Source organism: Dermabacter sp. (assembly GCF_032550575.1).
Taxonomy (GTDB): Bacteria; Actinomycetota; Actinomycetes; order Actinomycetales; family Dermabacteraceae; genus Dermabacter; species Dermabacter hominis.
The window spans coordinates 48894-65974 of record NZ_JAWFZC010000006.1 but is presented as its reverse complement, the minus strand read 5'-3'; the positions used below and the strand labels follow the sequence as shown (position 1 = coordinate 65974).

The 17081-nt window shown below is 57.1% G+C and carries 18 protein-coding genes and 1 pseudogene; 12 read left to right on the top strand and 7 right to left on the bottom strand.

Translation table 11 applies throughout. The features are described from left to right. Position 1: 1 nt before the first annotated feature. A pseudogene (locus tag E6X30_RS08170) lies at positions 2-712 on the bottom strand (IS6 family transposase). Between E6X30_RS08170 and E6X30_RS08165 the strand changes: the two are divergent. The 3 genes from E6X30_RS08165 (at position 711) to E6X30_RS08155 (ending at position 6127) form a co-directional block, all read left to right on the top strand. Further along, positions 711-4046, top strand: a complete 3336-nt coding sequence (locus tag E6X30_RS08165) for a helicase-related protein (RefSeq protein ID WP_232049679.1) — start codon at positions 711-713, stop codon at positions 4044-4046. The pseudogene E6X30_RS08170 and the gene E6X30_RS08165 overlap by 2 nt on opposite strands. Further along, positions 4043-5164, top strand: a complete 1122-nt coding sequence (locus tag E6X30_RS08160) for a type IIL restriction-modification enzyme MmeI (RefSeq protein WP_016663419.1) — start codon at positions 4043-4045, stop codon at positions 5162-5164. Before E6X30_RS08165 ends, E6X30_RS08160 begins: the two co-directional genes overlap by 4 nt. A gap of 579 nt (positions 5165-5743) precedes the next feature. Continuing rightward, positions 5744-6127: a hypothetical protein gene (locus tag E6X30_RS08155; protein ID WP_016663416.1), complete on the top strand. Its 384-nt coding sequence runs from the start codon at positions 5744-5746 to the stop codon at positions 6125-6127. Here E6X30_RS08155 and E6X30_RS08150 read toward each other — a convergent pair. Continuing rightward, entirely contained in the window at positions 6121-6303 is a 183-nt protein-coding gene (locus E6X30_RS08150) for a hypothetical protein (RefSeq protein WP_016663415.1), read from the bottom strand. The two genes, E6X30_RS08155 and E6X30_RS08150, sit on opposite strands and share 7 nt — an antisense overlap. A gap of 334 nt (positions 6304-6637) precedes the next feature. Next, complete coding sequence (locus E6X30_RS08145; RefSeq protein ID WP_070487434.1) at positions 6638-7222, bottom strand: hypothetical protein; 585 nt, start codon at positions 7220-7222, stop codon at positions 6638-6640. Between the two features lie 290 nt (positions 7223-7512). Between E6X30_RS08145 and E6X30_RS08140 the strand changes: the two genes are divergently transcribed. From E6X30_RS08140 to E6X30_RS08135, 3 genes are all read left to right on the top strand, one after another. Further along, on the top strand, positions 7513-8061 hold the full coding sequence (locus E6X30_RS08140) for a type I restriction-modification system subunit M N-terminal domain-containing protein (protein WP_316336008.1): 549 nt from the start codon (positions 7513-7515) through the stop codon (positions 8059-8061). A gap of 24 nt (positions 8062-8085) precedes the next feature. Then, positions 8086-8289, top strand: a complete 204-nt coding sequence (locus E6X30_RS10365; protein ID WP_084813909.1) for an RHS domain-containing protein — start codon at positions 8086-8088, stop codon at positions 8287-8289. Between the two features lie 93 nt (positions 8290-8382). Then, positions 8383-8829, top strand: coding sequence for an ankyrin repeat domain-containing protein (locus tag E6X30_RS08135; RefSeq protein ID WP_084813908.1), 447 nt, complete (start codon positions 8383-8385; stop codon positions 8827-8829). Between the two features lie 94 nt (positions 8830-8923). Here the strand turns inward: E6X30_RS08135 and E6X30_RS08130 are convergent, their stop codons facing one another. The 3 genes from E6X30_RS08130 to E6X30_RS08120 all read right to left on the bottom strand — a co-directional run bounded on the left by E6X30_RS08130 (position 8924) and on the right by E6X30_RS08120 (position 10274). Beyond that, complete coding sequence (locus E6X30_RS08130) at positions 8924-9088, bottom strand: hypothetical protein (protein WP_016663412.1); 165 nt, start codon at positions 9086-9088, stop codon at positions 8924-8926. 374 nt (positions 9089-9462) lie between these two features. After that, entirely contained in the window at positions 9463-10011 is a 549-nt protein-coding gene (locus tag E6X30_RS08125; protein ID WP_016663411.1) for a hypothetical protein, read from the bottom strand. Positions 10012-10025: 14 nt separating this feature from the next. Next, the gene (locus E6X30_RS08120; RefSeq protein ID WP_016663410.1) at positions 10026-10274 is read right to left on the bottom strand and encodes a hypothetical protein; all 249 of its coding nucleotides are present in this window, start codon (positions 10272-10274) and stop codon (positions 10026-10028) included. 229 nt (positions 10275-10503) lie between these two features. Here E6X30_RS08120 and E6X30_RS08115 point away from each other — a divergent pair, with 229 nt between their 5' ends. The 5 genes from E6X30_RS08115 (at position 10504) to E6X30_RS08100 (ending at position 14651) form a co-directional block, all read left to right on the top strand. Beyond that, on the top strand, positions 10504-12237 hold the full coding sequence (locus E6X30_RS08115) for a DNA methyltransferase (protein WP_316336016.1): 1734 nt from the start codon (positions 10504-10506) through the stop codon (positions 12235-12237). A 210-nt stretch (positions 12238-12447) separates the two neighbouring features. Next, positions 12448-12831 carry a hypothetical protein gene (locus tag E6X30_RS08110; protein ID WP_016663408.1) on the top strand — a complete coding sequence of 128 codons (384 nt, stop codon included), beginning with the start codon at positions 12448-12450 and terminating at the stop codon, positions 12829-12831. A gap of 344 nt (positions 12832-13175) precedes the next feature. Then, complete coding sequence (locus E6X30_RS10360; RefSeq protein ID WP_084813907.1) at positions 13176-13427, top strand: PIN domain-containing protein; 252 nt, start codon at positions 13176-13178, stop codon at positions 13425-13427. A gap of 143 nt (positions 13428-13570) precedes the next feature. Then, positions 13571-14326 (top strand): AzlC family ABC transporter permease, encoded by a 756-nt coding sequence (locus tag E6X30_RS08105; protein WP_016663406.1) that lies wholly within the window; start codon positions 13571-13573, stop codon positions 14324-14326. Beyond that, positions 14316-14651, top strand: coding sequence for a branched-chain amino acid transporter permease (locus E6X30_RS08100; RefSeq protein WP_016663405.1), 336 nt, complete (start codon positions 14316-14318; stop codon positions 14649-14651). Before E6X30_RS08105 ends, E6X30_RS08100 begins: the two co-directional genes overlap by 11 nt. A gap of 111 nt (positions 14652-14762) precedes the next feature. Here the strand turns inward: E6X30_RS08100 and E6X30_RS08095 are convergent, their stop codons facing one another. After that, positions 14763-15797 carry a glycosyltransferase family 2 protein gene (locus E6X30_RS08095; RefSeq protein ID WP_316336006.1) on the bottom strand — a complete coding sequence of 345 codons (1035 nt, stop codon included), beginning with the start codon at positions 15795-15797 and terminating at the stop codon, positions 14763-14765. A gap of 91 nt (positions 15798-15888) precedes the next feature. Here E6X30_RS08095 and E6X30_RS08090 point away from each other — a divergent pair, with 91 nt between their 5' ends. Beyond that, positions 15889-17073: a MalY/PatB family protein gene (locus E6X30_RS08090; RefSeq protein ID WP_070435726.1), complete on the top strand. Its 1185-nt coding sequence runs from the start codon at positions 15889-15891 to the stop codon at positions 17071-17073. Positions 17074-17081: the final 8 nt, after the last annotated feature.

Here is a 17081-nt window from a genome sequence, read left to right as displayed (position 1 = left end):
GTTAGGCCGTCTCGAAGACCCGGTTGACGATCACCGCGTCCGGGTTCGGTTGCCCGTAGGCAAACATCGCGCCTTGCCCTTTCCGCAATGAGCGCATCGCCTCCATCCCTTTCAACGTTCGATATGCAGATGTCCGGTTCTTAAACGCGCCTTTCGGCCCGAGGATCCGCTTCAGCCGACCGTGGTCGCCTTCCAGGATGTTGTTGAGGTATTTCACCTGCCGGTGTTCCACTGTTGGCGGGCAGATTCCCACTGACTTCAACTCGGCGACTGCCCTGGCTAGGGAGGGTGCTTTATCGGTGTTGATCACTCTGGGATACCCGGCTGACGCATTGGATCTGAGGGCCTTGGCCAGGAAACGCTTCGCGGCGGCCACATTCCGCTTCGGAGAGAGGAGAAAGTCCAGGGTCTGGCCACCGGCGGTGATCGCCCGATAGAGGTAGCATCACCTGCCGCCGACCCGGATATAGGTCTCATCCACCCGCCAGGAACTGGACTGCCAGTCAGGTACCTGTCGGTACCACCGTGCTTGCTAGTCCAGCTCAGGAGCGTATTTCTGGGCCCAGCGGTAAATCGTGGTGTGATCGACCGGCACGGCCCGCTCGGTCATCATTTCCTCCAGATCGCGGTAGCTCACCCCGTAGCGGCAGTACCACCGCACTGCCCACAGAATGATGTTACGGGGGAAATGACGACCGGAGAAGATACCCATGGCTGGGATTTTTTCACGTCGCTTTTCCTACTGCCCCAACTTTGCAACAGCACCCTTCGGCATAATTGTTTGCATGGGACGGATTTTCGACAACATCGATCACCAGCTAGGACCTCACCTGCAAAAAACCCTGCGAGAGAGCGATCGAATGGATGTAGCCGTGGGCTACTTCAACCTGCGCGGTTGGTCTGTTTTCAACGGGATCGTGGAGCAAATGGCGCAGTCGAAGACTCTTCCAGTTGCGCGAATCTTGATCGGCATGGTGACGGGCGGACCGCAGGAGGAGGCGCTGGAGTCCCTTCAGTCAATGGTCGACGGGAAAGATCGACTAGACGCGGATCGAGCGGCCTCTCAAGCGCGCAGGGCAGCATTGCTCGAGCAGCTACGTGTACAGCTGATGCGGGGTCTTCCTACTTCGACTGATCGCGTAACCTTGCAGTCTCTTCGATCCTTGCTGGCGCAAGGTGCGATCCAGGTCAAGGTATTCACCCGCAGGCCTCTTCACGGCAAGGCCTATATCTTTCATCGGCAGTCCGTAAACACGTCCATTGGCGGTTTCGTTGGCTCATCGAACTTGACGTGGCCCGGGCTCATGTCGAATCTCGAGCTGAACGTGGACGTTTTCGACCATACGAGCGCCCATGATTTAGCTAAGTGGTTCGAGGATCGATGGAATGATCCGTTCTCCCGTGAGGTGAGCGAGGATCTTCTTGCGTTGCTCGATGAATCATGGGCAACTCCGAATCCCCGACCACCGTATGACGTTTTTATGAAGGTTTGCTACGAGCTTTCACGAGACGTGCGTGAAGGCTTGGGGGAGTATTCCATTCCTCCAGAGATTTCGAACAAGCTCCTGGATTATCAGACGACGGCTGTGCGAACGTTGGCTCGAAGAGTTGTCACGCGCGGCGGAACAATGCTCGGCGATGTTGTGGGCTTAGGTAAGACTTTAACGGCAATCGCGGTTGCGCTGATGCTGCGTGATGAGCACGGATATATGCCGCTTGTGGTGTGCCCGAAGAACCTCGTTCGGATGTGGGAAGAGCACTTCGAAGCCTACGGTCTTCATGGCGCGGTCGTTCCCTACTCGATGGCGCACAAGATACTCCCTGACCTACGCCGCTATCTGTTTGTCATCGTGGATGAGTCCCACACACTGCGCAATAACCAACGCCGCGACTACACCGCTTTGTCTGACTACATTCGTCGCAATGAGTCGAAGGTTCTTGCTTTGACGGCAACGCCATACAACATCGAGTTCTCCGATGTAGCGAACCAGTTGGCACTGTGGATTGACGAGGATGACGATCTTTCGATTGCTCCCACGAACGCTATTGCCGCAGACAGCAAGCTTGTGGATCAAGTCGATGGGAAGGTCACCACGCTTGCTGCATTCCGTAAGTCAGAAGATCCTGACGACTGGAAACGCCTGATGAGCGAAAACCTCGTTCGCCGCACCAGATCCTTCATCCGCCAAAACTACTCGCGGAAAGACGACAGCGGACGAGAATACGTGGAGTTCCCCAATGGTGAATCGTTCACGTTCCCTACGCGTAAGGCGATCCCGCTGCGGCACGACTTTGGCGAAGACGACCCGGCCACGATTTTGGCTGACGATGACACTCTCGCCGTAATCGAGAACCTAAGTCTGCCTCGCTACAACCTCAGCTCGTACCTCAACCACCGTGCTCGAAAAGACCCACTCTTCAAAGACTGGGCAGAAGGCGTTGATCGCGGCCGCGGACACGTTGCTGGCTTCGTAAAAACCATGCTCTATAAGCGGCTCTCTTCTGGCGGGCACGCATTCCTGCTGTCCCTCACCCGCCATCTCGCCCGCAACGAACTGTTTGTGTACGCGCTCGAGAACGATCTTGACGTGCCGGCTGGCACCATCAATGACCTTGACATGCTTAGCGACGAAGACACCCTCGAAAGCGGTCTCGACCTAACGGCAGCCGACGCAGCTACTCGATACCAGGTACTCAAAGCTAACGCTCCACGTGACATTACGTGGGTGCCCGCCTCTCATTTCAATGCCCAGTTCGCGACAGATCTGCGGGCAGACACGGAGGCCCTACGTGCACTACTGACAAAGGTAGGCGTATGGGATCCGAACAGGGACTCGAAACTTGCCGCCCTCATTGAATTAGTGAGCGTGAAACACCCGAATGAGAAAGTCTTGGTGTTCACGGAATACAAGGACACCGCCGACTATCTCGGAGCCCAGCTGGCCCAGGCAGGAGTAGGCGCTGTGGCAGCTGTGACCGGGGCGACCGATGACCCGACACGAATGGCAGAAAGATTCTCACCCCGATCCAACGCACTGCCCGGTGCCGATCCCGTCGTTGCGCCCGAGGACGAAACCCGCATCCTTATCGCCACCGACGTTCTCTCGGAGGGCCAGAACCTGCAAGACGCCCATATTGTTGTCAACTATGACCTGCCCTGGGCGATCATCCGACTCATTCAACGCGCTGGCCGCGTCGACCGCATCGGGCAAATCTCGCCCGAAGTTCTGATCTACTCCATATTCCACGAGAGCATCGAAAACGTCATCTCCCTACGTCAACGAATCGCTCAACGACTCTCGCGTAACGCAGCCGTCTTCGGTTCAGACGAAAACTTTTTCGGCTCTGAAAACGAAACCCGAATGCTCAACGACCTCTACAACGGATCGCTCGATGATGAAGAGAGCACGGAAGACGTGGATGCATCATCGCTGGCATATGAGTACTGGCATGCTCTCGAGCAGCGCGACCCGGCAGAAGCGCAGCGAATCGCAGCGCTACCGGATCTCATTGATGCCACACGACGCAAGCGAATCAGTGACAGTAGTGAAGGCCTGACGTGCTTCGTGCGCACCGCCAGCGGCATCGACGGGTTCGGATTCATTGACCCCAGCGGAACTACTAAAGTTCTCACTGGACACGAGACACTCGCCCTGTTCGAAGCCTCACCTGAAGAGCCAGGCCTCGACCCACGAGAAGATCACGAACACCTCGTTACAACCCTCGTGCGAAAAGACCTCTCCACCCCGGCCGCCATCGCTGGACGACTACGTGGAGTCCGTAAGACTGTATGGAACCGGCTCGGAGCAACACTGAACTTCTCCACCTTCGACCGCGACACCCAGGCGGCACTCGAATCCCTTTATCAACACCCACTAACCCGCGAGGCAGAGCGCCGCCTACGCCAAGCAATCCGCCAAGGCGTCGACGACAACTCCCTCGCCGCCCGAGTCGTTTCACTACACCGCGACAACGAACTTGTATTTGAATCCGGAACCGCCTCTGATGCCATCCGCATCGTCTCCACCATGGGAATCACGCAATGACGCACACACTTCTTAACCTTGTAGATCGCAACGATTTTCGCCGCCTCTTCATCGAACACCTCGGGTGGGAAAACCCCACACTGCCACCCGTAACACTCTCAATAGAGGACAACACCTACACCCTCACGCAAGTTGCCGGGTTTAGTGGCTTGCGCGTCTGGTACTGCAATGAGCTTCCCCCGCGCCGTATCCAGCGCCTTATCGACCAAGAACTCTCACGAGAAAGCCACGAACGCCTCGTCATCTTCGGAAACGACACCCACCAAGAGTGGCGGTGGCCCCGCCGCGCCGAAACAGGCGGCACACACGCAAAACTCATCGCCCACACGCATGCCATTGGCCAGCCCGACTCCCACCTCGAGAGCCAACTTGAGGTCATTCGGATTGGCTTCGATGAAGACCCCACACTGCCAGAAATTCTCACGCGCATGCGCGAAGCGTTCGACTACGAGGCGGCCGAATCAGCCGTTGCCGCTGCGAAGCTCATGGCGGAACTGTATGTGCACCTTGATTCGACCGGCTTCGACGAACACCACGCTTCCATGTTTCTCGTGCGCACTCTCTTTTGCCTCTACGCCGACGACTCTGACCTCTGGCAGCGCGACCTCTTCACCAGGTATATCGAGGAACGCACCAACGAAGACGGCAGTGATCTTGGCGAAAAACTCGCAGACCTCTACCAAGCACTCAATCAGCCTAGGGAGGAGCGGCCAAGCCAGGATGACGAACTCATCCAAGCATTCCCATACGTCAATGGCAGCGTCTTCGGTGAAGCAACCGAAACTCCCGCCTTTACGGAGCAGTCGCGAAAGCTACTCCTCAAAGCCACCTATTTCAACTGGGCCGAAATCTCTCCTGCTATTTTCGGGTCGCTCTTCCAGGCGGTCAAAGATAAACGTGCGCGCCGCGAATTTGGCGCCCACTACACAACAGAAGAGAACATCCTCAAAGCAATTCGCCCACTGTTTCTCGATGACCTCGAAGAGTCTTTCGCCAAGGCGTACGACAGCAAGAAAGCGCTGGAAGCGTTGCTCAAGAAACTAGGTGACCTCAACATCCTCGAAACTTTCATAGCACGAGGGATACAAACGCGCGCGAACTGCGATTTAGCTGCCTGACTGGTTCAACTAGCGAGGAGGCTATTCACGTGCTGTTGTCATTGCCCTCTCATGGGGACGGCTTCGATCTTGCCCGCCAGAATAGCGAGCCAGACAAAACACAAAACGGAAAAGGCTCTCCAGGGGTAACCGCCCATGACAATCGCTCGAGAAATCTTGCGCTTTAAGGGCAGCCACCTAATCTCTGAGCGGTTATATTCTTGTAAACACAAGTACGGCAAACCGTTTTCATCACAAGGGAAGCCCTATCATGGCGAGTGCGCTCACAGGACCAATCGCGGCCTTCAACGAGAGCCTTACATCCATTTTCTTCCAATTCATCGAGGAAAGTGTCTGGAATGTGGGCTCCTGGTCGGGGCCGCTCATTGACGGATTTGTGGCCCCAAAGATCACCCCATGACAAGTCAATGCCACCTTCGGGGATCCCGAAGCAACCGGTTGCGGGAGCCTGTGGACGCGGACGCCGTCTTGGAGTGCGAGGACCTCCACGGCGACCTGCGCACCGCCCCCGGCCGCCGAGATCTCGCAGTATGACGTCGAGATGATGGAGGACACCGCCATCCGCGGTCACTAGACACCATGAACTACGAGTTCCACGATTTCGAGACGCTCGTCGAGATTCCGGGCGAGTGGCAGGTCCGCCTCATCCTCTCCGATGACCTCGATGCGGCTTACGTTCCCCTGTCACCGGAGATGACGGCGCGCATCGCTGAGGCTCTCGAAGAGGCACCGGAGTGGTTGGCGGTAGCACGGGAGCGGATCCGGGAGGAATTTCCGGACGGTGAGGTACCTGAGCTGACCAGCGTGTGCGTGCTGTCCGAACCCCTGGAACGCTGGCGCTTCGGGGTGTCCTTCTGGCTGGCGGAGGATCGTGAGCACGGTCGGGGCCTGCAGTTCGCCGCCACCGAGACCGAGGGTTACACCGTCGTGGAGTACGGGGGCGCCGAGGTGGCCTTCTACTGATCCCCGCACACCGCTTCGTGCTCGACTTGCCCGGGGTGTTCGAGCTGGATCGTCGAGTGCTCGATGCGCAGTTCCCGCGGCGCCTGCTGCGCCGCCCCGAGAATTCCGCACTCCTCTGCCGGCACACGCTCCTGATCGACGACGGGGTAGGTGTCAGCATCCTCAAGAAAAACCATGGGGGCCAGAATCCCACAAAAATCCCACAAGAGATATGACAGCCACGACAATGGTGGCCCTCATGGCACTAACGACGTGGACCTGACCAGCGCAAACACAAAACCCCAGCAGGCAGCCAGCCGACCCAGCGCAACCGGACGCCACCGACAACGCTGACGGCACCGATAACGCAAGCACCCCATCGGACGCTGGTGGAACCGATAACGCAGGCACCGCATCGGAGGCTGGGGGAGCGTTGGCCCGCACGGGGGCTGAGGTTGTGCCAGCCGCGTTGGCGGCCGTGACTGTTGTGGCGGGTATGGCGTTGTTGATGGTGATGCGCCGCCGACGTGCCTAAGGCGTCTTGAGGTGAGCCTCGTCGTTCCCTTTCTTGCGAGGGGAGGCGCTCGTGGATGTGGTTTTCATTTTCGCGAGGAAGCCGCGCAGCGTGATGAGTACGCCGTAGATGACGGAATACAGAACCAGGCGGTAGAGGAACGTGAGGAAGTCGTTGATGTCGCGGAGCTCGTTGCCCTCTGCATCCACGATGATGTTGTCGGGGGTGACGGCTGTTTCGCCTTGGGTGGGGTGCTCGATGATGACGCTAGCGGAGAGGTATTCGCCCTCGTTGAGGAACAGTGCCTCAAACGGCGCGTTGTAGATCGGGTTGCCAGGGACGTCCGCGATCGCGCTGACGATGGCCCCGACTATGAACAGGAGGGTACCGAACACGGTCCACCCCTTGCTTGGGAGGAGCAGTATGAGGAAGATCCCGAGGAGAATCCCTGATGCGACCCACGGCACTTCCGACATCACTACGACCAGGAGCATGAACAGTTGCATCCCTAGGGAGAACAGCCCGAAGATCAGGAGTAATCCGAGGACGACGAAGATAATTCGGATCTGAGGCGGGACCTTCTTGAGAAGCCTGCGAGCCATCGGAGTTTTCGAAGTATTCGGTGCTTCTGGTGAGGTTGTCACAGCGACGTCCTTTATCTTCGGTGCAGTTCCACCGCTTTCGCTGGTGGAACTGCAGGAACCTGACGCTAAGGTTAAGGAAGTATCTTTTGAAATCACGTTAGCCGCCCATGGTGAACTGGTCAGCGACCGTCGGTGAACGGCAGGTAAACCCGGGAATTGGTGGCGGATTGCGCAACTTGACGGCCGGGTTTATACGCCTTTGTAGCGCCGAAGCGGTGAGCCGCAGTCTGAGAAGTAGACTCCCAAGAATGGTTGCCACTCCCGTGAAGGAATTTGAGGACACTCTGTGGAAGGCTGCGGACAAGCTGCGCGGCTCCATGGATGATTCCCAGTACAAGGACATCGTCTTGGGCCTTGTCTTCCTCAAGTATGTGACTGATGCTTTTGATGACGCCCGCCGCCTAGAGCTTGAAGCCGAAATGCAGGCGGAGGGCGCCTCTGCTGAGGGCAAGCGGGGAGGGGAGTTCTACACTCCTCGTTCTTTGGTGCGCACCCTCGCGGAGATTCTGGAACCGACCGAGGGGCGCGTGTACGAAACCTTCATTGGTTCAGGAGCATTCATTTTGCCCGCTGTCGAACATCTACTTAAATCGACAGCGCCCCATAGTGCCTCGTGCGATGAACTGCGTGACTCCGTGTTCGGAATAGATTTGCAGACGGATCACGTGGTCATAGACGATGATTGGGAAGGTTTAACCATTGTTTCAGAAGAGCGAAGCGGTCAGCAGCTGGGCAAACATGCGGCCAATCCGGGACGTGACTTGCAGAACGCACCGGCCATGGCCTTGAATGTGTAGTATCTCTACAAAGATGGTCAATTTGTGCCCTTGGCACAATACATTAATAGCAGTGATGCACAAGCGGAACTACTCGGCTCACGGAAGTGGCAGGCCGAGTTAGCACAAGAAATTCCAGCAGCATCGAAACTTTATCATTATGTGTGCGATCACCTCGGTACCCCACAACTGTTGATGAACCTAGGTCAGGAAGTAGTGTGGGAGTCCAAAGCTAAGGCATGGGGGTGAAACCCGTGTCATGAGCCGGTCTGCCGCTGACGAGCAGGTGAAGAATAATCATCGTTTTCCAAGTCAGCACTAAATAGAAAAGTTAGATTTTTTATGACAACTATTGACGAACAAATGATTCAGCTTATTACTAATTCAGATAATAAGCCGGCTTTAGATGCATTTATAAAGAAAAATGGTATTGATGCAGTAGGTAGAGATGGCAGAACTCTTTTGTCATCAGCTGTTGCTAAAAATAATCTTAGCCTGGTGTCATATTTAATTGAGCAGAACTATGAGCTGTCTGCCGCCGACAATCAAGGTATGACCGCTTTGCACATAGCGGCTATTCATGATTACTGCGATATGGCTGAGTTGCTACTTGATAACGGTGCTGAGATTGATCCAGTGGATGCTTGGGGTAATACACCGCTTTGGCGTGCAGCGATGAACTCTCCAGATGAGAATAGTTCAACGGCAAAACTTTTGCTTGCAAGAGGTGCGGATAAAAGCAAGAAAAATGATTCAGGTGTTGCGCCAATTGACTTATTGCATAATTGAAATACAGAGTCTAAGCCCCCTATTTATAGGAATACCTTTATTGGATGATATGGGTTTTAAGTAGCTTTAAGCCATTGTCAAATGGCGTGCCCGGTCAGCGCACCAAGCATGTGGCGGTCGAGTCCCACGCTTCAACGAAGGCATCAAAGCGATCTCCCGTTGGGCCGCCTTCGCCCGGGAGCACCTCTGCGCTGCCACACTGGGTCATCATAATGATCGCGTTGGTGACAGTGGGGAAGCTGATGCGTTCTGGGGTCATATGGTCACGGTAGATGGGACACCGGAAAAGGCCCCATTGGTGCAGAGATGCAGGGATAAGGAGAGGGGCGAACCTACCATGAACAGCGGGCAGATTACAGCTTCTTTACAGGCCCACTGAGAGTGGGCGACTTTGATCATGGGCATTGTGTCCGTGGTTGGCTCAATTCTGAATTGGAACTCGATGTGTGACCCCACCGGCAAGACGGATTTCCACTCCTGCAGCGTCTTCGTTCGTCGTCAAGAAGTCTTTGAAGGATTCTGTGCGGCACCGATCACGTCGTTAGTTATTCATCGCGCATGTGCTGCACTTCATTAGGTTTAATGTCCCTTATGGCCTTGATTAGGTCCTGTTAAATCAGAGAGTCGAATAAATTATTGTTTAACCTCTTGAAACTCAATTTTTAAACCTTCATTTTCTACCTGTTGTTTAAACAACTCTGTAAATGCTACGATATGTTGTCTGGATGTGTTTCTAACGCAATAAACAGTATTGCGAATCTCCTTCATAAATACTGGCGTTTCTACAAAAGGCTCATCTTCATCCCCTAGCCACTCATCATACTCTGATTTCTCTTCGTTTAAAATGCTTTGAATGTTGGTTATTTTCCCAATATAACAATTGATGATCTCATCACCTATCATTAGCTCTGCTTCAGAAAACTGCATCTCGTCTTCGAGTAGAAGACTCATTTTTTCATAAAAATCAGCAGAAAAAACCAACAGACTATCTATGCTGTCATATTTATCAGTAAGTTTAATATTCTTGGTACTGAAACCTTCCTGTCCTCTAAATTTAGGTTTCGTAGTTAGTTCGCCTTCGTCATATAAGAAATAAGATTGTATCTCCGTTCTATCGCTATTCATCAGCTCTATGTAAGCATCTGAGTTAAGCAGTTTACTGTAAATAGAATATAACTTCATTCTTGACTCCTTGTTCATTCGAATAGGGGATGCGCAACTGTGCTTGCCAGTATTACATCCTTTTCTAATGTTCGCGGATCCACGCGCGCACCCAGCCAGTACAGCTCCCACTCGGTGATCGTGAAGACGATGGCTGCGTGACGTTGGGCGCGGAATGCGGCCAACCACTCGACGCTGTCCCCGGCGGCGGGATTTTCGAGGAGGAAGCTGGTCAGCCGGTACGTCAGGCGGGCGTGGACTGTCACCAGATCGGAGTAGTGCATGGCTGCGGATCCTGTCTTTGCGTCAAGTACCTACACGCTCTGTTCATTGCTAATAGCAAGCCGCAACCGGCACTACCTTTTGGCGCTCGCCCCACCTTTTAGCGCCTCACTCTCAGCCTTGCCTGTCGGGGTTCACATCGCCGGACTCCACCTCCCGATCGCACCAGATCGCGGATCCACACCGTCCGAGCAGACCACTCAATGACCAGCGCCACGGCACGTATTCCCTATCGGCGAGCTAGTTTCGCACCATCTGCGTCATCCGAGTACCACAAGCCCCTGTATCCAACTTGATACGGTCTACGACCCTGCCTGTGGGTGCGGCAACTTCCTCATCATCGCCTACCGCGAACTCCGAGCGCTGGAATTACGCATCCATCAGCGCCTACAGGAACTTTACCCCGAGCGCCGACAACTCTCCCTCGATGCAGCGAGCCTCGTCCATGTGAAACTTAGTCAGTTCCATGGCATCGAAATTGAAGAGTGGCCAGCAACCATCGCCAAGACCGCAATGTTTTTCGTGGAGCACCAAGCAAACCAGGCACTAAGTCTCGCACTTGGCTACGCATACCCGATGCTTCCACTTCAGGATTCCGCGCAGATCACCGTGGGTAACGCCTTGCGTCTCGACTGGCGCGGGCTTGTGCACGCGGGTCCTGACACGCTCATCGTGGGCAATCCGCCGTTTATTGGGCACCAAGCGAAAGCAAAGGAGCAGCGTCAGGAACTCAAGGATGTGTGGGGCGAGCTCCACGACGGTACCTTGGACTACGTCACTGCCTGGTTCAAGAAAGCGAGCGATTTCTTCCGGCCCGTGACAGGAGGCCGCTTTGCGTTCGTGTCCACGAACTCGATCGCGCAGGGCCAGGGTGTCGCGCCGCTCTTTGGCCCTCTTTTCGACGCCGGCTGGCGCATCCGCTTCGCCCACCAGACGTTTTCGTGGACTAGCGAGGCACCCGGTGCCGCAGCCGTGCACTGCGTGATCACGGGCTATGACAAGCACGAGCGAAGCGCTCCCCAATTGTTCACCTACAACGAGGTCAAGGGCGAGCCGACGCAGGTGCCCGCGAAGGGAGTCAACGCTTACCTCATCGATGGACCTAATCTCCTCGTGCGCAAGCGAACGAAAGCCCTTAGCCCGATGCTATCGAGGGTGAGCTTTGGAACCATGCCTGCCGACGGGGGAAATCTGATCGTCGAAGCGGATGAATATTCCGAGATCGCCGCGGACCCCATCGCGGCGAGGTACTTGCGGCCCTTCCGCATGGGCCGCGAGGTCGTCCGTGGGCTTGACCGCTGGTGTCTGTGGATGGCCGACAGCAACTTTGACCCAAGCGATCTCGGACGTTCACCGGTTCTCAAGGCCCGAGTCGAAGCCTGCCGTGCTTGGCGGTCACAACAATCGACGGGCGGTGACGCGTACAAGCTTCGCGATACCCCCCACGTGTTCAGGGGAAACAAACACCGCCCGCTTGTTCCCTACGTGGGAATTCCCCGCGTTGTGTCAGAAACACGCGCTTTTTACACGGTCCAGCACCTTCCTGAAACAGTAATAGCAGGTGATCAGCTGTTTACTGCCGAGGATCCAGATGGTTTCCTCTTCGGCGTGATTTCGTCATCGATGTTCATTACGTGGCAGCGTGCGGTGGGCGGTGCACTCGAATCCCGCTTACGCTTCTCGAACACCATCGTGTGGAACAACCTTCCTCTTCCCGCCGTCGAACAGGAACTGCGCGAGAAAATCATCGAGGCTGGCAAGGGCGTGATCGCTGCGCGTGAGCTCCACCCCGAGCGCTCTCTTGCCGAGCACTACAACCCCCTCGCGATGAGCCCCGCGCTCCTCAAGGCCCACGCTGCGCTCGACCGCGTCGTCGACAAAGCCTTCGGCGCGAAGAAGCCACTCCACTCCAACGAGGAACGCCTCACGATCCTCTTCGAGCGCTACGCCGACATGACGGCATGAAGCTCATCAAGTGTGGCAACGTGTGGGTTGAGCCGACACCTGGCCCGTGCCCCGAGTGTGGGCACGGGCCACAGATGATTGGTTGGCTGGCCTGCTCATGCGATGGAGTTAAAAGTGACGATCACTGAACACGGCAGTGTTCTCAATGTTTAGCGCAGCACTACGGAGGCTGCAGATGCGAGCAATCGATTGGACTTGAGGGAGTTTTATATGGCGAATGATGATGCGCTGGGGAAGGTGATCCGATACACCGCCGAAGTTGTTTTGGAAAAGGGGGCAGACATCCCCTTCAAGAATCTGGAGCTTTCCTCGGGCGGGTTGCGAGATAGTGTGACGGGCCAACTTGTAGCTCTGGCCAAGCCCGCCTCAAGAGGGGCTCCTAAGGGATCAGCTGGCGCCGGTCCGCTACTTGCGGCGGGTGCCGTGGGCGTTGCAGCAGCAACGGTCGTTGCTATTGGAATCACCAATAGGCAGGCGATCAGGGAAAAACTTCGGGCGGCCAAGGAACACTTGTCCTCTGAGTCTGAAGATGAGCAAAATCAAAATACGGCTGAGCGAATTTACGATCCTAGGATCGACTATCAAAGTAAGTAGGCGCGGAGTTCGCGACTCTAGGAGAAGGCGTTGTGTATGCCCTGATGGGGTATAGGTGAGCCATGGTGGTCTCCTAGTTGTGCCCGCTCTTGCGGCAAGGCGGCGAGATGCCGTCAGCGCAGACAGAAAATCTTTTTGGCTTTCAGCTTGTTTGCTGGTTATCTAGCAAACTTGCAAACTTTCTAGCTTGTCTATGGTGTCTCGTTTTGTGTACTTTTTGCGACTGGGGCGCCGTGACCCCCTCAATGTGTCTCAAAACGCTAAACTTTCGCCCGTGAGACACTTCCGTTCACGGTTCTAGAGATTGTGAGACATATGGGCGTCACCTACACCAGTTAACCCGGGTGTTGCGGCGTCAGGGACGGCCGGTACAGGAGCGAGAATTGCTTCTCCGCTATGTTGACGTCGCGCCGATTACTGACGCAGTGCTCTCGATCGCTGAGGCGTTACCGCAGAACGTTCGTTCGCTTGATGCCGTTCATCTTGCGACTGCCCTCCAGTTGGGCAGTGCGGTCACCGTAGTGAGTCACGACAGGCAAATGCTCGCTTTTGCCCAGGACTTGGGCCTCACCGTATGCGACCCTTTATCCGCGTAAAGGGTCAACGAGCTCACCCTCACTGCAATGTATACACAGGTCAGCGGCTTTAATTGTTCCCCGCGGTGGGGTGGGCGTGCGAAGATTGAGTTCGCCCGCTCGCCGCGGGATTTGGAACAGATGTGAGTGAGAGGGAAGCACGCATGAGCGTTGCGGCGCAGCCTAGCGCGCATGAGCCTCCCTATTCGGTGCGCCACGAAATCGCGCAGGGAGCCCTGCTGATTCTCCCGGCGGGTCTCGGCATGATCCCGATCGGCATCGCTTTTGGACTTCTCGTTGTGCAGTCCGGACTCCCGTGGTGGATGGCACCCGCCCTCTCGTTCTTCGCGTACGCGGGCTCGCTCGAGCTTTTGCTCATCACACTCATCACGTCGCTCACGCCGCTCGTGACGATCGCCGCGGCATCGTTCTTCGTGAACTTCCGCCACGTGTTCTACGCGTTCAACTTCCCGCTCAAGGTCGTGAAGAACCCGTTTTTGAAGTTCTACGCGATGTATTCGCTCACCGACGAAATCTTCGCGGTCACGGTCGCGAACCCGAAGGGATGGACTCAGCCGCGCGTGATCTCGGCAGGGGCCGTGCTCCAGATCTGCTGGGTGGGTGGCGGCCTCATGGGCGTGCTCCTCTCGAGCTTCATTCCCTTCCAGATCCGCGGCTTGAGTTTCGCGCTGTGCGCCCTGTTCATCACGCTCACGCTCGATGCGTGCCGCACGAAACAGGAAATCCCGTCGCTTCTCCTCGGTGCTGCCGCCTTCGGCCTCGCGCTCCTTTTGCTCCCGAGCCAGCCGATCTTCGCCGCGATGATCGGCTTCGTTGCAACCCTCGCGGCTCGCTACACGATCGCCGTGCGCCTCACGAGACCCCTGCCGGCAGAGATGGAGAGCGACGATGCAGCTTGACATCCCCTTCTGGTACCTCGCCTCGGTTCTCCTCATAGCCTTCGCCGTTACCTTCACGCTGCGCGCGCTCCCGTTCGCGATCCTCGAACCGCTGCGCAAATCCCAGTTCGTGCGCGTCATGGCCGTGTGGATGCCCGCGGGCATCCTTGTGATCCTTGCGCTCGCGACGTTCAAGAGCACCTTTGCCGAAGAGCCCGGAAGCATCATCCACCTGCTCATCGCGTCAGCTGTCACGATCGCCGTGCACCTTTTCGGTGGGCGCCGCACCCTCGTGAGCGTCGCCGCGGGAACCCTCGCCTTCGTGCTTCTCGTGAACTTCTTCTAAGCGAAAGCGTCGGGGCGGCAGGATGCTGCTGAAGCGGGAGCCCCCTCAACCCGGGTGCGTGGTTCGGTGCGTGCGAAAAGCTTTCCGACGGTAGCCCGGCAACCGTCGGACCTAATTGAACCCAAACCGCTTGCGAATGACCCCGTAAGTGGTGCGGATAAACCTGTGCGCGCCGGGCCCACGTGCGCTGAGTCCCATGCTCATGGGTGTGCGGCGGTAGGCTCGGTACGCGGGATAGTTATGCGATTTGAGATACGCGAGGAGGTCGCGACCTTGCGCTTTTGCCTCCGGTGTTTTTGCGAGCACCGCGAACGTGAGGGAGATGCTCGTGATGATCGTGAGGTAGTGCAGGAGGTAGCGACGCAGCGAGCGTGAGGATATGTCCTCGACGCGCAGTTCATCGATCATGATTCTGTTGACGCGAAGTTGCTGGTCGAGGCGCGAGATCATGACTTTTTCGTTGACGCTCTGGTCGTCGCGGCCAATGAAGTAGTAGTACAGCGGAACCGGAAGGTAGTAGAGGGTGCGGGTGTGGCGAAGGGGAATCGACGCGTAAAGGTTGTCGACATAGAACGTGTGGCGGGGAAGCTCAAGCCCTGATTCGATGACCACACTGCGCTTGTAGAGGATCGCGTGCATGAGGAAGTAGCTGCCCATTCTGGGGCGCGACACCTGGTCCCACGTGAGTGTTCGCCGGGCGGGCACGGTGCGCCGGTATCCGATCCGACGGTTCTTTTTGAGCGCGTGATTGTCGTACACGTAGTCGGTGAGGACGAGGTCGGGGAGGTTGTCGGGCGGGAACGACTCGACCGTGTGGAGCAGCTCGCTCAAGGCGTGGGTGTCGAGTCGGTCATCGGAATCGAGGACCTTGAGGTAGGTGCCATCCGCCGCATGGACTCCAGCCATGACGGCCGCGCCGTGACCCCCGTTCGGCTGGCTCACGACGTGAACGATGCCGGGGTGGCACTCCTCGTACTGCCGCGCGATGCGTTCGGTCTCGTCCGTCGAGCCGTCATTGACGAGGATGATCTGGATGCGCTCGCGGGGTTCGTCCCTGTCGAAGAGGATCGAGTCGATGGCCCGGCGCATGTACTGCGCTGAGTTGTAGCACGGCACAACGAAGGAGATCAGGGGGGAAGGCTGCATGGCATCTATCGTAGATCCCCGAACCGTGAGGAGGCGCGGCTACGATTGAGAGTGCTTCCCATCCGACGATGACGTAAGAGAGGTACGCACAGTGACCCGCCCGCCCGCCTATGACTTTGAAACGCTCGTGGACCGCTCGGGGACGGGGTCCGTGAAATGGGAGCTTATGCGTGAACGTGGGGGAGACGTCCCCGCGGGGATCGCGCCACTGTCGACGGCGGATCTCGATTTTCTGCCCGCCCCGGAGATTACGCGGGGGCTGCGCGAGCACCTCGAGGGTGCGGTCCTGGGGTACACGGGTCCGACGCCTGCGCTGTTCTCGGCGATTCAAATGTGGCAAGCCGTGCGTCACCGCTGGGCGATCGATACGCGCTGGATTTCGATGATGCCGGGGGTAGTCACGGGGTTGTTCGCCGGTGTCCGTGCAGCGAGTAAGGCCGGCGACGGCGTCGCTCTCTTGACGCCCGCCTACCCTCCCATGGTCGATGCGATCGAGAAGACGGGGCGGCGCCTCGTGGCGGTGCCCCTCGACGGCGAGGGTGGGCGATACCGAATCGATTTTGCCGCTCTGGCCGATGCCCTTGAGAACGAAGACGTCACAGTGCTCATCCTGTGCTCGCCGCACAACCCGACCGGCCGCGTGTGGACGCACACAGAGCTCGAGGAGATCGCGCATCTTGCTCGTGCCAATGACGTGACGGTCATTGCCGATGAGATTCACGCGGATGTCGTGCACGAGGGGTTCGAGCACATTCCCTTCGCAGCCGTGAGCGAGGATGCGACGTCGCGGACGATCACGCTGTCATCAGCGTCCAAGAGTTTCAATCTTGCTGGCGTGCAAACGAGCTGGGCGATGATCGAAAATGCCGAGCTGCGCGCCGCCTACGAGCGCGAACTCGAGGCGTGGGGCTTCCACTTTGCAAACTGCCTCGGGTATCGCGCGGTCGAGATCGCCTACACGGAGGCGAGTGCGTGGCTTGAGGGGCTGCTCGAACTGATCGCCCGCAATGACAAGGTGAGCAGGGAGTTCTTCGCTGAGCGATTTCCGGAGGTGGCGATCGCGCCGCTCGAGGGAACGTTCCTGCAGTGGATCGATTTTCGCCCGCTTGGGCTCGACGAACGTGAGCTCACGCGCCTTCACGACCGTGAAGCGCACGTGTTCTTTGAGCATGGGCGAAACTTCGGCGCGCCCGGTTTCGAGCGCCTCAACCTCGGTACGCCTACGCGAGTGCTAGAAGAGGCGCTCGTCCGTTTGGCCGAGGCGCACGGTCGCTAGGCTGGGGA